12 protein-coding genes are annotated in these 12,672 nt (G+C 59.3%); 7 read left to right on the top strand and 5 right to left on the bottom strand.

Annotation, left to right across the window (positions count from 1 at the left end; genetic code table 11):
* Nucleotides 1-73 precede the first annotated feature (73 nt).
* Nucleotides 74-2,161: a M3 family metallopeptidase gene (locus OIU37_RS26050; RefSeq protein WP_264259038.1), complete on the bottom strand. Its 2,088-nt coding sequence runs from the start codon at nt 2,159-2,161 to the stop codon at nt 74-76.
* Nucleotides 2,162-2,391: 230 nt separating this feature from the next.
* Here OIU37_RS26050 and OIU37_RS26045 point away from each other — a divergent pair, with 230 nt between their 5' ends.
* Nucleotides 2,392-2,823, top strand: a complete 432-nt coding sequence (locus OIU37_RS26045; RefSeq protein WP_171604575.1) for a hypothetical protein — start codon at nt 2,392-2,394, stop codon at nt 2,821-2,823.
* A 68-nt stretch (nt 2,824-2,891) separates the two neighbouring features.
* Here OIU37_RS26045 and OIU37_RS26040 read toward each other — a convergent pair whose 3' ends face one another.
* Together OIU37_RS26040 and OIU37_RS26035 are read right to left on the bottom strand one after the other, a co-directional pair.
* The gene (locus OIU37_RS26040) at nt 2,892-3,533 is read right to left on the bottom strand and encodes a LysE family translocator (RefSeq protein WP_171604573.1); all 642 of its coding nucleotides are present in this window, start codon (nt 3,531-3,533) and stop codon (nt 2,892-2,894) included.
* Nucleotides 3,534-3,902: 369 nt separating this feature from the next.
* Entirely contained in the window at nt 3,903-4,595 is a 693-nt protein-coding gene (locus OIU37_RS26035) for a helix-turn-helix domain-containing protein (protein ID WP_171604571.1), read from the bottom strand.
* Between the two features lie 166 nt (nt 4,596-4,761).
* Here OIU37_RS26035 and OIU37_RS26030 point away from each other — a divergent pair, with 166 nt between their 5' ends.
* From OIU37_RS26030 to OIU37_RS26020, 3 genes are all read left to right on the top strand, one after another.
* On the top strand, nt 4,762-5,919 hold the full coding sequence (locus tag OIU37_RS26030; RefSeq protein WP_180696490.1) for an acyl-CoA dehydrogenase family protein: 1,158 nt from the start codon (nt 4,762-4,764) through the stop codon (nt 5,917-5,919).
* A gap of 480 nt (nt 5,920-6,399) precedes the next feature.
* Complete coding sequence (locus OIU37_RS26025) at nt 6,400-7,380, top strand: AraC family transcriptional regulator (protein WP_180696491.1); 981 nt, start codon at nt 6,400-6,402, stop codon at nt 7,378-7,380.
* Nucleotides 7,381-7,439: 59 nt separating this feature from the next.
* The gene (locus tag OIU37_RS26020; protein ID WP_180696492.1) at nt 7,440-8,648 is read left to right on the top strand and encodes an MFS transporter; all 1,209 of its coding nucleotides are present in this window, start codon (nt 7,440-7,442) and stop codon (nt 8,646-8,648) included.
* A gap of 115 nt (nt 8,649-8,763) precedes the next feature.
* Here the strand turns inward: OIU37_RS26020 and OIU37_RS26015 are convergent, their stop codons facing one another.
* Nucleotides 8,764-9,987 carry an argininosuccinate synthase gene (locus OIU37_RS26015; protein WP_264259037.1) on the bottom strand — a complete coding sequence of 408 codons (1,224 nt, stop codon included), beginning with the start codon at nt 9,985-9,987 and terminating at the stop codon, nt 8,764-8,766.
* Between the two features lie 190 nt (nt 9,988-10,177).
* Nucleotides 10,178-10,369: a type II toxin-antitoxin system ParD family antitoxin gene (locus tag OIU37_RS26010; RefSeq protein WP_168312923.1), complete on the bottom strand. Its 192-nt coding sequence runs from the start codon at nt 10,367-10,369 to the stop codon at nt 10,178-10,180.
* An 87-nt stretch (nt 10,370-10,456) separates the two neighbouring features.
* Here OIU37_RS26010 and OIU37_RS26005 point away from each other — a divergent pair, with 87 nt between their 5' ends.
* The 3 genes from OIU37_RS26005 (at nt 10,457) to OIU37_RS25995 (ending at nt 12,656) form a co-directional block, all read left to right on the top strand.
* Nucleotides 10,457-11,308 carry an SDR family NAD(P)-dependent oxidoreductase gene (locus OIU37_RS26005; RefSeq protein WP_264259036.1) on the top strand — a complete coding sequence of 284 codons (852 nt, stop codon included), beginning with the start codon at nt 10,457-10,459 and terminating at the stop codon, nt 11,306-11,308.
* An 84-nt stretch (nt 11,309-11,392) separates the two neighbouring features.
* Nucleotides 11,393-12,034 (top strand): LysE family translocator, encoded by a 642-nt coding sequence (locus OIU37_RS26000; RefSeq protein ID WP_222354277.1) that lies wholly within the window; start codon nt 11,393-11,395, stop codon nt 12,032-12,034.
* 256 nt (nt 12,035-12,290) lie between these two features.
* Nucleotides 12,291-12,656: a hypothetical protein gene (locus OIU37_RS25995; RefSeq protein WP_264259035.1), complete on the top strand. Its 366-nt coding sequence runs from the start codon at nt 12,291-12,293 to the stop codon at nt 12,654-12,656.
* The last annotated feature ends 16 nt before the right edge of the window (nt 12,657-12,672 follow it).

The raw sequence follows: 12,672 nt of genomic DNA, 5'->3' as shown, positions 1-12,672 counted from the left end.
CGAAAGGGGGGAACGCGCAAAAGCTGCGGCAAGGCTGTCGCCCCGCCGCATCATAGCGTGTCATCAAATTGTCTTAGGCGTCGCTGCCTGTCAATTCCTCGAAGGTCGAAAGTCCTTTTTTGACAAGCATCGCATCCGGGCTCGGCAGCTTGCCGCGGAAGGCCTTGTAGGCGTCTTCCGGATCGACCGAACCGCCGACGGAATAGATATTGTCCTTGAGCTTGCGCGCCATCTCGCCGTTGAAGGCGTCTCCCGTCTCCTCGAAGGCGGCAAAGGCGTCGGCGTCGAGCACCTCCGACCACATGTAGGAGTAATAGCCGGCCGAATAGCCGCCGGAGAAGATGTGCTGGAAGTGCGGCGTTGCATGGCGCATGACGATCGACTTCGGCATGCCGATCTCGGCCAGCACCTCCGCCTGCACCGCCATCGGGTCCTCGACGGCCGTTCTCGTGTGAAACGCCATATCGACCAGCGCCGACGAGGTGAACTCGACCGTATTGAAGCCGGCATTGAAGGTGCGGGCGGCAAGCACTTTGTCGAGCAGGGCCTGCGGCATCGGCTCGCCGGTTTCGACATGCACGGCATAGCGCTTCAGAATATCGGGCACCGTCAGCCAGTGCTCATAGAGCTGCGACGGCAGCTCGACGAAATCGCGCGAAACGCCGGTGCCAGCAACCGAGGGATAGGTGACGTTCGAAAGCATGCCGTGCAGCGCATGGCCGAATTCGTGGAACAGCGTGCGGGCATCATCGAGCGACAGCAGCGCCGGCTTGCCTTCCGCTGGCTTGGCGAAGTTGCAGACATTATAGATGATCGGCAACTCGCCGTGGCGGCCGTTCTTCAGCTCCAGCCTGTGCTGCGACTGCAACGAGCTCATCCAGGCGCCTGATCGTTTCGAGCTGCGGGCGAAATAATCGCCGAGGAACAGGGCGACGAGCTTGTCCTCGCGATCCCTGATTTCGAACACCCTGACATCCGGGTGATAGGCGGCCACGCCCTTCTTCTCGACCGCCCGGATGCCGAACAGCCGGCCGGCCACATCGAAGCAGGCTTCGATGATCTTCTCGAGCTGCAGATAAGGCTTGAGCTCGGCCTCGGAGAAATCGAACTTCCGCGCCCGGATCTTTTCGGCATAGTGGCGCCAGTCCCAAGGCATCACCTCGTGGTTTCGGCCTTCCTCGGCGATCAGCGCGGCGATATCGGCCTCCTCCTCGCCGGCGCGTTTCACCGCCCGCGCCCAGACGGCCTTGAGCAGGCCGTTCACCGCATCCGCCGTCTTCGCCATCGTGTTGTCGAGCTTCAGCTCGGCGAAATTGCCGTAGCCGAGCAGCGACGCTACCTGATGGCGCAGCGCCAGCGTTTCCCTGATGACGGCGCGATTGTCCGTCTCCCCGTCATTTTCGCCGCGCGCCACCCACGCCTTGAAAGCCTGCTCGCGCAGATCGCGGCGCTCCGAGAAGGTGAGGAAGGGCTCGATGATCGAGCGCGACAGCGTCACCGCGTATTTGCCCTCCTCGCCGCGCTCGCGCGCTGCTGCCGCCATCGCGTCGCGAAGGAATTCCGGCAGGCCCTCAAGCTCGGCGCTGTCCGAAAGGACCAATGCCCAGGCTTTCTCGTCGGCCAGCACGTTCTGGCCGAATTGCGTCCCGAGGCCGGCAAGCTTTTCATTGATCGCGGCGAGTTTTTCCTGTTCGGCCTTTTCGAGCTTGGCACCCGATTTGACGAAGCCTTTCCAGTGGCGTTCCAGCACGCGTGTCTGTTCGAGCGTCAGGCCAAGCGTCTCGCGGCTCTCCCAGAGCATGTCGATGCGGGCAAAAAGCGCTGCATTCATCCCGATCTTCGAATAGTGGCGCGACATCTTCGGCGAGATCTCCCGCTCCAGCGCCTGGATCACATCATTGGTATGCGCGCCCGCCTTGTTCCAGAACAGCGCGGAGACACGCGACAGCGCATCGCCGGCAATCTCCAGCGCCACGACGGTATTGTCGAATGTCGGCGCATCGCCGTTTCCGGCGATCTCGTCGATCTCCTTTTCATGCGCGGCAAGCGCGGCTTCGAAGGCGGCGGCGAAATCGCCATCATCCAGGGCATCGAAACGCGGCAGGCCGTGAAGACCGTCCCAGGTCACCAGCGCCGGATTGAAATCATGTGGAGAAGGCATCGGAGAATTCCCTTTTGGCATGCAGATGGATCGTCAATATAGGAGAGCCGTCGTAGAATTGGTATGTTGCCCGGGAGGGACCTTTTGCCCCGCCTGGCAAATTTGGCGGGCGCCTGCCAAATCTGGTGGACAACAATTGATACGTGAAAATTAACCAATCGTTAACGATTGACGCGAATCACGCGCAAGCGCTAGTTTCCAGGTGATCTTCTTGTAAGGGGACATGCGCCATGGAAATTTTTTCTGTGCGGTCTTCTCAGAGTTTGCTTTTTAAAAACAATCCTAATAACGCAAAAAGTTCGAAGACCTCTGATATTCAAATCGAGACCAGAGCTCCCGCCCCGGCCTCGTTCCAGATCGAAGACGATGTTGGCGAAGGCCCGGATTTCACCGCGGTCAGCCCTGGAGAACTGCGCAATTACGCACGCCAGGGTTTCGACAGTGGCCTGATTGATCAAAACACCTACGCCGCGATCTCGGAACCGCTGCCGATGCATGCGATCGATCCGCTCGGCAACATCATCGATCTCTCCAGCGTCACCGACGGCACCAGCTTCAATTTCCTCGATTACTACAAGAATCAGCTGCAGATCGCCATGTCGATCGGCGATTCTGAAGAGGTCCAGACGCTGAAATCGATCGTCAGCTTCCTGAATGCGTGACCTCACGCACGCATAAATCCAAGAACAAGCGCGTCGCATGTTGCACGCTTGGCGCGACGCGCTCTAGATCAGGCCTTCCGCCAGCCGAGCAGGCCGGGCGTTGCGTGCCAGAGCGCCTGAGCGGCAAATCCCATGAAAAGCACGCCGGAGCAGCGCACGATCAGCCGTTCATGGGCACGATAGAAGCGGCGCACCGTACCGGCGCCGATGATGCCGATCAGGATGATGTCGGCCGTCACGAAACCGACGAACGACACGACGAGCAGCACCGGCAACGCTTCGAAATCGAGCGCGCCGGCCGAGCCTGCAACCAGCGCCGTGAAGGTGGCGAGCGCCACCGGATAGCCCTTCGGATTGGTGACGCCGAAGATCAGACCGCGGCGAAACGGCCGCTCGACCACCACCAGCGCCTGACCCTCCGCTTTCGGCTTGGCATTGACGGCGCTCCAGCCGATCCAGGCGAGGTAGAAGCCGCAGGCAAGGCCGAGCAGGTCGAAGACGTAGGTTCCGATCGTCTTTGCCCCGACGATCGCGATCAGCGCCAGCGACGACCAGATAAGATCCCCGACCAGATGCCCCATCATGAAGAAGGCGCCCGCCTTGCGGCCCTGCCCGGCGCCGATGCCGAGCAGCTGCAAAAAGGCGGGTCCCGGAATGAGCACGTAAAAGAGCGCCGCCAGAAAGGCGCCGAAGAGCAAAGACTGCGTCATGGAAATGCTCCGGAGGATGATGACAACAGACTAAGCGATCACGGCCGTCCGTCAAGGGTGGTGCACTGCCACGAAGAGTGGGATCAGGTAGCAAACGCTACCGGAGGCGGCGTTCGACCCGAGGCGGACATCTGTTCGTTGTTGAAGGATGCGGCTGCTTTGCGCGCCCGCAATTCCGTCATCCAAGAGCCAGATCGTCTACGCCGAAAGCTGCTGCCCGCGGCGGCTCATTCCGGTTTAGCAGTCGATTGAGCGGCTATGCGCCAAGAGCGGGCATCGGCTTCTGCAGGAATGCGTGCCAATTTTCCGGCTGGGTGACGGGTCTTCGTTGCTGGGCTGTATCCGTCAGAACCACTCGCCTTCGATGGTTCAAGCCCTCATCCGGGGGGTTTTGGCAAACACACTAAGACCGAGCCATTCCTGCATGTCGCGCGCCAGGACCCTGTCCCCTTCAAGTTTGAGCGTTTCTGCATCGGTTTCCTGACGTATGGTCGTGAGGCCCATCCAAATTGCGGTCATCGAACGCAGCGACCCTTCAACGAGAAGGTCTACATCATAGCCCGGATCGAAGTTGCAGAGATCGACTTTTCCGTTTTCGACCACAAGCCACCAGCTCTTTTGCGCGGCCGAAAGTTCCGGGTACAGAAACTGTATCGTACAACGGCGGGTCGGAAGTCTTCTTGTATCGAGGCTCCGCCGCATGTCCCACATGAGCAGAGAAGGGTCGAGATTGTTCAAGGAAAGTCGCGATTCCATCCACCGTTGAGCCCAATTTCCGAGACCGATGATCAGAGGTCTCAATTCTTCGCCCGCTGCCGTGAGTTGGTAATCGGTAATGCCGTTCGCACTCCTTGTCACCGTGATGACGCCCGATTGTTCCAGTTCTTTCAGTCGTTTTGATAGGAGTGCCGGAGACATTTTTGGTAGACCGCGACGCAACTCATTAAAGCGCGTCGATCCGCAAAGAAATTCGCGGACGACCAAGGTCGTCCACCGCGAGCAGAGGATTTCCGACGCCATTGATACTGGACAGAATTGCCCGTAGCCGTCACGCTCTACCATAAGGACCTCCACCGGTCTGGATCGGGCACAATATTGCAAAACAACCGGTCCGCCAAATGCTCCTTGCCTGGCCATACGTCCGGCGGCGTTCAGTACAGTTCGTGTACTAGCCGCAATTGTGAAACGAGCGCAGAGTCTCAATCCTCACGAGATAGGAGGCATTGATATGCTCGGGCTTACAGAACCAAAACAGAACCTTGCCGGCGGTCGGACCATTGTCGAACTAACCAATTCGGTCCTGCCCACCATCGCGCAACGCGCCGCATCGATCGACGAGAGCAACACCTTCGTCGGCGAGAATTACGCACTTCTAAAGGAATCTGGACTCGTGCGGGCAGGCGTTCCAATCGAATTGGGCGGGCTGGGCGCGGAAGTGCCCGAACTTTCTGAGATGCTCAAATCCATTGCTCATGCATGTGGGTCCACTGCGCTTGCCTTTTCCATGCATACCCATCAAGTCGCCATCCCCGCCTGGCGCTGGCGTCATCAAAAGGTGGCCGCGGTGGAGCCGCTCCTGAGACGTGTTGCATCGGAGCAAATCATATTGCTCTCGAGCGGCGGATCGGACTGGATCGGCGGATCGGGAAAGGCCATGAAAGTTGATGGCGGATACCAGATCACCGCGCGTAAACGCTTCACTTCCGGCGCGGCGGCAGGAAACATCCTGATGACCGGTGCCGTTTATGAAGAACAGGACGGCGCGCGCTCCGTCATTCATTTCGGCGTTCCGATGGCATCGCCAGAGGTTTCGATAGAGGATACGTGGCGAACACTTGGAATGAGGGGAACCGGGTCAAACGATATCATCATCGAAAACCTCTTCGTGCCGGATGCGAGTGTCGCATTTTCCAGAAGCGCGGGGCAATGGCATCCAGTATTTCAAGTCATCGCCATGATCGCGTTTCCTCTGATCTACGCGGTCTATCTTGGCGTCGCCGAGAGCGCCCGCGACATCGCAGTCAAGATGGTCCGTAGCAAGGCCAACAGCGATCATGTGATCGGGTTGGTCGGGCGCATGGAAACCTCTTTGAGGGCCGCACAGATCGCGCATCGCTGGATGTTAGAGGTAGTTGCTCGAAACGAACCGTCCGCGGAAACCGTCAACGAGGTTATGATCGGCCGCTCCTTGGTCGCACGGCACGCTATCGAGGTGACGGAGCTTGCAATGGAGGTCGCAGGCGGCGCGGCATTCTATCGAGAGAACGGGCTGGAGCGCTGCTTCCGTGACATACAGGGCGCTCGCTATCATCCGATGCAGCCGGGAGCCCAGGCGCAATACGCGGGTTCATTCGCGCTCGGACTTCCCACCGACAAGATTTTCTAGCGCCTGGCGCAACGACGAACTCCGCGGAATCATAGGCTAGGTGGGTCGTTTGACGTCCAGAATTCGAATGGACGAGCCCCGCCAGCAGGGACGACAGAGCAACCTGTTGTGCGCTTTGGGCCGATATGCGACCTCGACCACGGCAGCAATGCGCCCTCATATCGGCCATCGCGGCAGTGGATGCTGCTGCCCTAAAGCGGCCGGAGTTCGTAACGACATCCGTGCAGTAATGTAGGTCGTCGACTTCAATTCAGACAAAGCCGACGAGGAGCTGCACCCCGCCGGACAGCGTTTGGATTAAGCCCCGGCTCGGCTTTTTGTGCCATTGGCGAGCCGGGGTCGCAGTGTCAGCTAGGCTGAGACATGGATTTCTACAATAAAAGGGAGCAGTTGCGCCCATTCCCATTGATGATCTCAGAGCCGGCCACGACAACAGATGCCATACTTGCATGCTGGACGCCTGGCATATAAATTGGCCCAATGGTTGATCGTTCATCCCAATCTTCGACGCCTGTTCCCATGGACGCACTAAGCGAAGTTCTACAGGACTTTCGCCTGAGCGGCGTCAACTACGGCCGATGTGAGCTCCGCGATCCATGGAGCATCGCCTTTCCGCAGCAACAACTGCTTCGCTTTCATTTCGTCAGTGAGGGACCATGCTGGATCCATACCGAAGCCCAGGGATGGCAGGAGTTGCAACACGGCGATCTGGTGTTGTTGCCGCAGGGTGTCGAACACCGGTTGGCCAGCAAGCCTGATGTTGTCGGAGACTCGCTTAAGAGCTGCCAGGTTACCAAGTTTGGAGGCAATGTCTGCGAAGTGGTGCAGGAAGGAACAGGAGCGACGAGCACCCTGTTCTGCGGTTCCATGGCTTTAGATGCGAACGCCCTCAACCCATTGATCGCTCTGATGCCACCGATTATCAGGGGTTGTGATGTTGCTGGCAATGATCCGGTCGTCGGCCCCCTTCTCGCCGCCATGACAGCAGAGGCGTCACAGCCCCAGATAGGCAGCGCCACGGTTTTGTCACGCATGGCCGACGTACTCGTCGCGCGGCTCATTCGTTGCTGGGTCAATTGCAGCGGAGCCTCGACCAGCGGCTGGCTCGCTGCGATCCGTGATCCTCATATCGGTCGAGCGCTGGCAGCAATGCACCGAGATCCCGGCCGCGACTGGACGCTGGAGACCCTTGCCGGCGTGGCAGGCCAATCGCGCTCGATCTTCGCTGAACGCTTCAGTGCCATCCTGGGGGAAGGCGCGGCACGATATCTCACCCGTCTGCGTATGCAGCTTGCGCGAGAGTTGCTCGGTCAAAATATGTCGGTTGCGAAGGTCGCTTCTCAACTGGGCTACGAATCTGAAGCTTCGTTCGCGCGCGCCTTTAAACGTATTACCAGCGTTTCACCTGGCGTTGTGCGTCGCACCATTTCCGGACGAACAGACATAGAATTCGGACTTTAGGATACATATCATCCTGAAAGACTCCGCTATGAAGTCCTCCAAACCTTGGAGGTATTTCAATGACGGATACAACATCACAGCTCGACGGCACCGCGATCGGCCTCGATTCTACCGTTCCGAGTTCATGGAGCCCCACCACCTGGTTTGCCGTTATTTCAATGGCAGCCACAAGTTTTGCGCTTGTGTCAGCTGAATTCCTGCCCGCGGGCCTGTTGACGCCGATGGCGCGTGACCTTGGCATCAGCGAGGGAACAGCTGGTCAGGTTGTCACTGCAACCGCGTCTGTTGGCGCGGTAACGGCCTTACTTAGTAATGTTCTCATCGGCAAATTGAACCGGAAGACTGTCCTTGTTGGCCTAAGCGCCTTGGCTATCGGCTCCAATCTCGTGGCCGCCCTCGCGACGGATTTTTGGCTATTGTTATTGGGCCGAGCCGGACTGGGCATCGCCTTAAGTGGCTTCTGGGCACTTTCAGTTGCCGTGGTGGCGAGATTGGTTGGCGCCAATGCGACAGGGCGGGGTATGGCAATAGTCACTCTGGGCGTCTCTCTTGCCACTATAGCTGCACCATCCATGGGTGCTTTGATCAGCGATTGGCTTGGCTGGCGTGCCGCCACGGCCATGACCGCAGGCCTCGCAGTGATTGCGATGCTGCTGCAGATTCTCAGCTTGCCGACTCTACCCGCAAACACAAGTAACAGTCTTTCTGACGTCTTCCGGCTGACCAAACGGCGCACTGTTCAACTGGGAATGCTTGCCATCCTCTTGCTGATGACGGGACATTTTGCCGGCTCAGTCTACGTGCGACCCTTCCTCGAACAAGTAACCCTGCTTGGCACGGGGCCGATTGCCTTGGCGCTTCTCGGTTTTGGCATCGCCGCGGTGATTGGCAATGTCGCCGGAGGCCGACTGGCAGACGCCAATATCCGTACGGCACTCGCTGTGACCGCCGCATTGATGGCGTTTGCGGCGTTTGCTCTCGTACTCTGGGGTGCATTTAGCGGCATCGCGTTTGCTCTGGTTACAGTTTGGGGATTCGCTTTTGGGATGGCTCCGGTGGTACTACCTACCAACTTGTCTCGCGGCGCAGCGGATGCCTTGGAGGCTGCTGGCAGCCTGATGGTCGTTTCCTTCCAGGTCGCCATCAGCATCGGTGCGCTTTTCGGCGGCTACGTTGTCGATCACTACGGTGCGTCAGCGCCATTGACACTTACGGCCGTCTTGGCGTTATCGACTATCGTTCTGGCATTGCTGCAGCCCCGCAACTGACTCTTCGAGCTCTGCCACGGTGAGCAGAAGAGGCGGGCGTTTGCCACCTCACTCCACGAAAAAGCCCGCGCGGCAATGCCGGCGGGCTCGTATCCGGTTCGAAGGTGAACCGCGATTACTTCACGAGATTGCGCTTGGCGAGCGTGCGCAGGCGCAGCGCATTGAGCTTGATGAAGCCGGCCGCATCCTTCTGGTCGTAGGCGCCCTGATCGTCCTCGAAAGTGACGAGCTTGTCGGAATAGAGCGACTTGTCGCTTTCGCGGCCGATGACCATGACATTGCCCTTGTAGAGCTTCAGCGTCACTTCGCCTTCGACATGCTCCTGGCTCTTGTCGATCAGCGCCTGCAGCATCTCGCGCTCCGGCGAGAACCAGAAGCCGTAATAGATCAGCTCGGCGTAACGCGGCATGATCTCGTCCTTGAGATGGGCGGCACCGCGGTCGAGCGTGATCGATTCGATAGCGCGATGCGCCGTAAGCAGGATGGTGCCGCCGGGCGTCTCGTAGACGCCGCGCGACTTCATGCCGACGAAGCGGTTCTCGACCAGGTCGAGGCGGCCGATGCCGTTGTCGCGGCCGTAATTATTGAGCGTCGCGAGCAGCGTGGCCGGCGACATCTCGACACCGTTGATCGAGACCGCATCGCCCTTGCGGAAGCCGACCTTAATGGTGGTCGCCTTGTCGGGGGCAGCTTCCGGCGAGATGGTGCGCATATGCACATATTCCGGAGCTTCCTGCGCCGGATCTTCCAGAACCTTGCCCTCGGAAGAGGAATGCAGCAGGTTGGCATCGACCGAGAACGGCGCTTCGCCCTTCTTGTCCTTGGCCACCGGGATCTGGTGCTGTTCGGCGAAGGCGAGCAGGTCGGTGCGGCTCTTGAACGCCCAGTCGCGCCACGGCGCGATGATCTTGATGTCGGGGTTCAGGGCATAGGCGGACAGTTCGAAACGAACCTGGTCGTTGCCCTTGCCGGTCGCGCCATGGGCGATCGCGTCCGCACCGGTCTTGCGGGCGATATCGATCAGATGCTTGGAAATCAACGGCCGGGCGATAGAGGTGCCGAGCAGGTAGACGCCTTCATAAACGGCATTGGCGCGGAACATCGGGAAGACGAAATCGCGCACGAACTCCTCGCGCACATCCTCGATATAGATCTCCTTGATGCCGAGCATCTCAGCCTTCCTGCGCGCCGGCTCCAGCTCTTCGCCCTGGCCGAGATCGGCGGTGAAGGTGACGACTTCGGCGCCGAGCTCCGTCTGCAGCCACTTCAGGATAATCGAGGTGTCGAGGCCGCCCGAATAGGCGAGAACGACTTTCTTCACGTCTTTGTATGATGCCATGATGATGAGGTCCGTTGCATAAAAGGCCGGCAAAACCCGGTGTCGCGGCACTTTTAGCGAGATTGGCGCGTGACGCAAGGCCAAGCCGGACAGCACAAGCCCAGTTTAGAGACGAGCCGCGATATTCATGCCGTAGAGTCATAAATCCTGTCGATATCGTCGGCAGCGGCTGGCGAGAGAACAAGCGCTTTCATTGGCGGCCGCGGCGTGCTCGCTTTCCCTCGATAAAAGCATCAAAATCAAAAGGCCGTGGCTTGCCGGATTTCTCACCGTCGATAATGGCTGCCTCGATGGCTGCAAGCTCTGCCTTGCGCGGCGGAAGCCTCAAGCCGGCGTCTTCCTCCATGTGATCATCGATTCTGATGGACACGACCTTGGCCACGCGCGGGTACCTCGCAGGTTTGACTTGCACTGCGAAACTACCATATTCGGCATCGTCCGAACAATGCTCCGAAGAGAGGCCAGTCCCGTGACGAATATTCAAGACATTTTCAAGAAATCCAATGTTGCCGTCATCACCGGCGGCGCCTCCGGCATCGGTCTTGCCGCGGCGAAATACTTCGCCGGACGCGGCATGAGCGTCGCCATAGCCGATCTCGGCGGCGATCGGCTGGCCGACGCCGCCAACGAACTCAAGGCCATTGCCGGCGAGGAAAATGTGATGGCGGTCGAGACCGACGTCGCAGTCAAGGAGTCTCTAGAGGCGCTCGAACGCGCCGTGCTCCAGCGTTTCGGCCGTGTGCACGTGCTGATGAACAATGCCGGAATCGGCCCGGAAACCTCGATCTTCAGCCCGCAGGCGAACTGGGACAATATCTTCGCCGTCAACCTGATGGGCGTGATCAACGGCACGCGCACTTTCGGCCCGAAGATGCTCTCGCATGGCGAGCCGGGCCTGATCATCAACACCGGCTCCAAGCAGGGCATCACCACGCCGCCCGGCAACCCCGCCTACAACGTCTCCAAGGCTGGTGTGAAAGTCTTCACCGAAGCGTTGCAGCATGAGCTTCGCAACACCGAAGGCGGAAAAATCTCCGCCCACCTTCTGATCCCCGGCTTCGTCTTCACCGGCCTCACCAAGGGCGACCGCGCGGAAAAACCTGCCGCTGCCTGGACGCCGGAGCAAACCGTCGATTTCATGGTCGAAAGCCTCGAACGCGGCGATTTCTATATTCTCTGCCCCGACAATGACGTTGCCCGCCCGGTCGACGAACGTCGCATGGCCTGGGCCGCGGGCGATATCATCGAAAACCGCCCGCCGCTGTCGCGCTGGCACAAGGACTATGCCGACAAGTTCAAGGCGTTCCTCGAACAGAAGTAATCGGCACCATCAGAAGGTTTGATTGGTAATTTTCCGAAAGCCGGGTAAGAGATCGTCGGATCTTTCCGACCTTCGGAGTGTGTCATGGATTTCCTGCCCAGCCTTCCGACCCTTCTCGCCTTTGCCGCCGCGACGCTGCTGCTCGCGGCGACCCCAGGGCCTGATATGACGCTGTCGATCAGCCGCGCGCTGGCCCAGGGCAAGAAGGCGGCGCTCTTCGTTGTCGTCGGCACCAGCCTCGGCATCGTCGTCCACACCATGCTGGTCGCTTTCGGCATTTCGGCGCTGATCACCGCCTCACCGACCGCCTTCCTGATCCTGAAGACCGGCGGTGCCGCCTATCTGCTCTGGCTGGCGGTGCAGGCGATCCGTTTCGGCTCGAAGCTCACCGTCGCCAAGGTCGAGGAGCAAAAGGGCACGGCACTTTCGAACATCTCGTCAGGCTTCTGGGTCAATCTCCTGAACCCCAAGGTCATCATCTTCTTCATGACCTTCCTGCCGCAATTCGTCAGCGCCGGCGATCCAGCCGTCACCCACAAGCTGCTTTTCCTTGGGCTTTGCTTCATTCTGATCGGCATGCCGGTCAACGCAAGCGTCGTCTTTGCCGCCGACTGGCTGGCCTCCTGGCTGCAGAACAACAAGAAAGTGCTGCGCGGCATGGACTACACCTTCGCCGGCGTCTTCTCGATCTTCGCCGCGAAAATCCTGCTCACCCAGGCGAGGTAAGCCCGCGGTCGGCTTATCGATCCGCCCGCAGTCGTGAAATGATCCGCCGCCAGCTACGCCAATATTCGCGAGACGCCATGCCGGAGCAGGCAGTGACCGCGAATTTCGTCGTCTTCCAAAATTATTCCATGCCTTTCGCGCGATTACTTGTGATCAACATATGATCGTAAGTCGGCAATTGTGGCTAGGCCACGCCACCTTCGCTGCCCACATATCCTTTACGGCTCACGAAGAGCTACCTTGAAAGGATAAGCCCATGATTACGTTCCGCAATATCATAACAGCAGGAGTTGTTGCGCTGACGTTTGCCGCCACGTCCCTTACAGCGACAACACCTGCCTTAGCTCACGGCGGCGGAGGCCATGGCGGTGGCGGCTTCTCGCGTGACGGCGGCCACTTCGGCGGTGGTACGCATATGGGCGGCGGCAATTTCGCCGATCGCGGCTTCGGAGCGCATTATTTCGGCGGAGCTAGCCATTTCGGCGGACACCGCGACGGCCGTTTCGCCTTCCATGATAGAAATCGTCTGTTCTTCGGCGATGACGACTATTACCCGGAACAGTGCCAGCCGGAATGGCTCAACCAGTACGGCCATCGCGTGCTGGTGGAAGTCTGCTCTTGATGACGGCCCGCCGAGG

Origin of the sequence: Rhizobium sp. BT-226 (assembly GCF_025847085.2) — a bacterium.
Classification (GTDB): Bacteria; Pseudomonadota; Alphaproteobacteria; order Rhizobiales; family Rhizobiaceae; genus Rhizobium; species Rhizobium sophorae.
This window is presented reverse-complemented; position numbering and strand designations above follow the sequence as displayed.

Excerpts from the sequence above, each read along its gene's own strand:
- OIU37_RS26050 (WP_264259038.1), bottom strand. The coding sequence starts at position 2,161 with ATGCCTTCTCCACATGATTTCAATCCGGCGCTGGTGACCTGGGACGGT.
- OIU37_RS26045 (WP_171604575.1), top strand. The coding sequence starts at position 2,392 with ATGGAAATTTTTTCTGTGCGGTCTTCTCAGAGTTTGCTTTTTAAAAAC.
- OIU37_RS26040 (WP_171604573.1), bottom strand. The coding sequence starts at position 3,533 with ATGACGCAGTCTTTGCTCTTCGGCGCCTTTCTGGCGGCGCTCTTTTAC.
- OIU37_RS26035 (WP_171604571.1), bottom strand. The coding sequence starts at position 4,595 with ATGGTAGAGCGTGACGGCTACGGGCAATTCTGTCCAGTATCAATGGCG.
- OIU37_RS26030 (WP_180696490.1), top strand. The coding sequence starts at position 4,762 with ATGCTCGGGCTTACAGAACCAAAACAGAACCTTGCCGGCGGTCGGACC.
- OIU37_RS26025 (WP_180696491.1), top strand. The coding sequence starts at position 6,400 with ATGGTTGATCGTTCATCCCAATCTTCGACGCCTGTTCCCATGGACGCA.
- OIU37_RS26020 (WP_180696492.1), top strand. The coding sequence starts at position 7,440 with ATGACGGATACAACATCACAGCTCGACGGCACCGCGATCGGCCTCGAT.
- OIU37_RS26015 (WP_264259037.1), bottom strand. The coding sequence starts at position 9,987 with ATGGCATCATACAAAGACGTGAAGAAAGTCGTTCTCGCCTATTCGGGC.
- OIU37_RS26000 (WP_222354277.1), top strand. The coding sequence starts at position 11,393 with ATGGATTTCCTGCCCAGCCTTCCGACCCTTCTCGCCTTTGCCGCCGCG.
- OIU37_RS25995 (WP_264259035.1), top strand. The coding sequence starts at position 12,291 with ATGATTACGTTCCGCAATATCATAACAGCAGGAGTTGTTGCGCTGACG.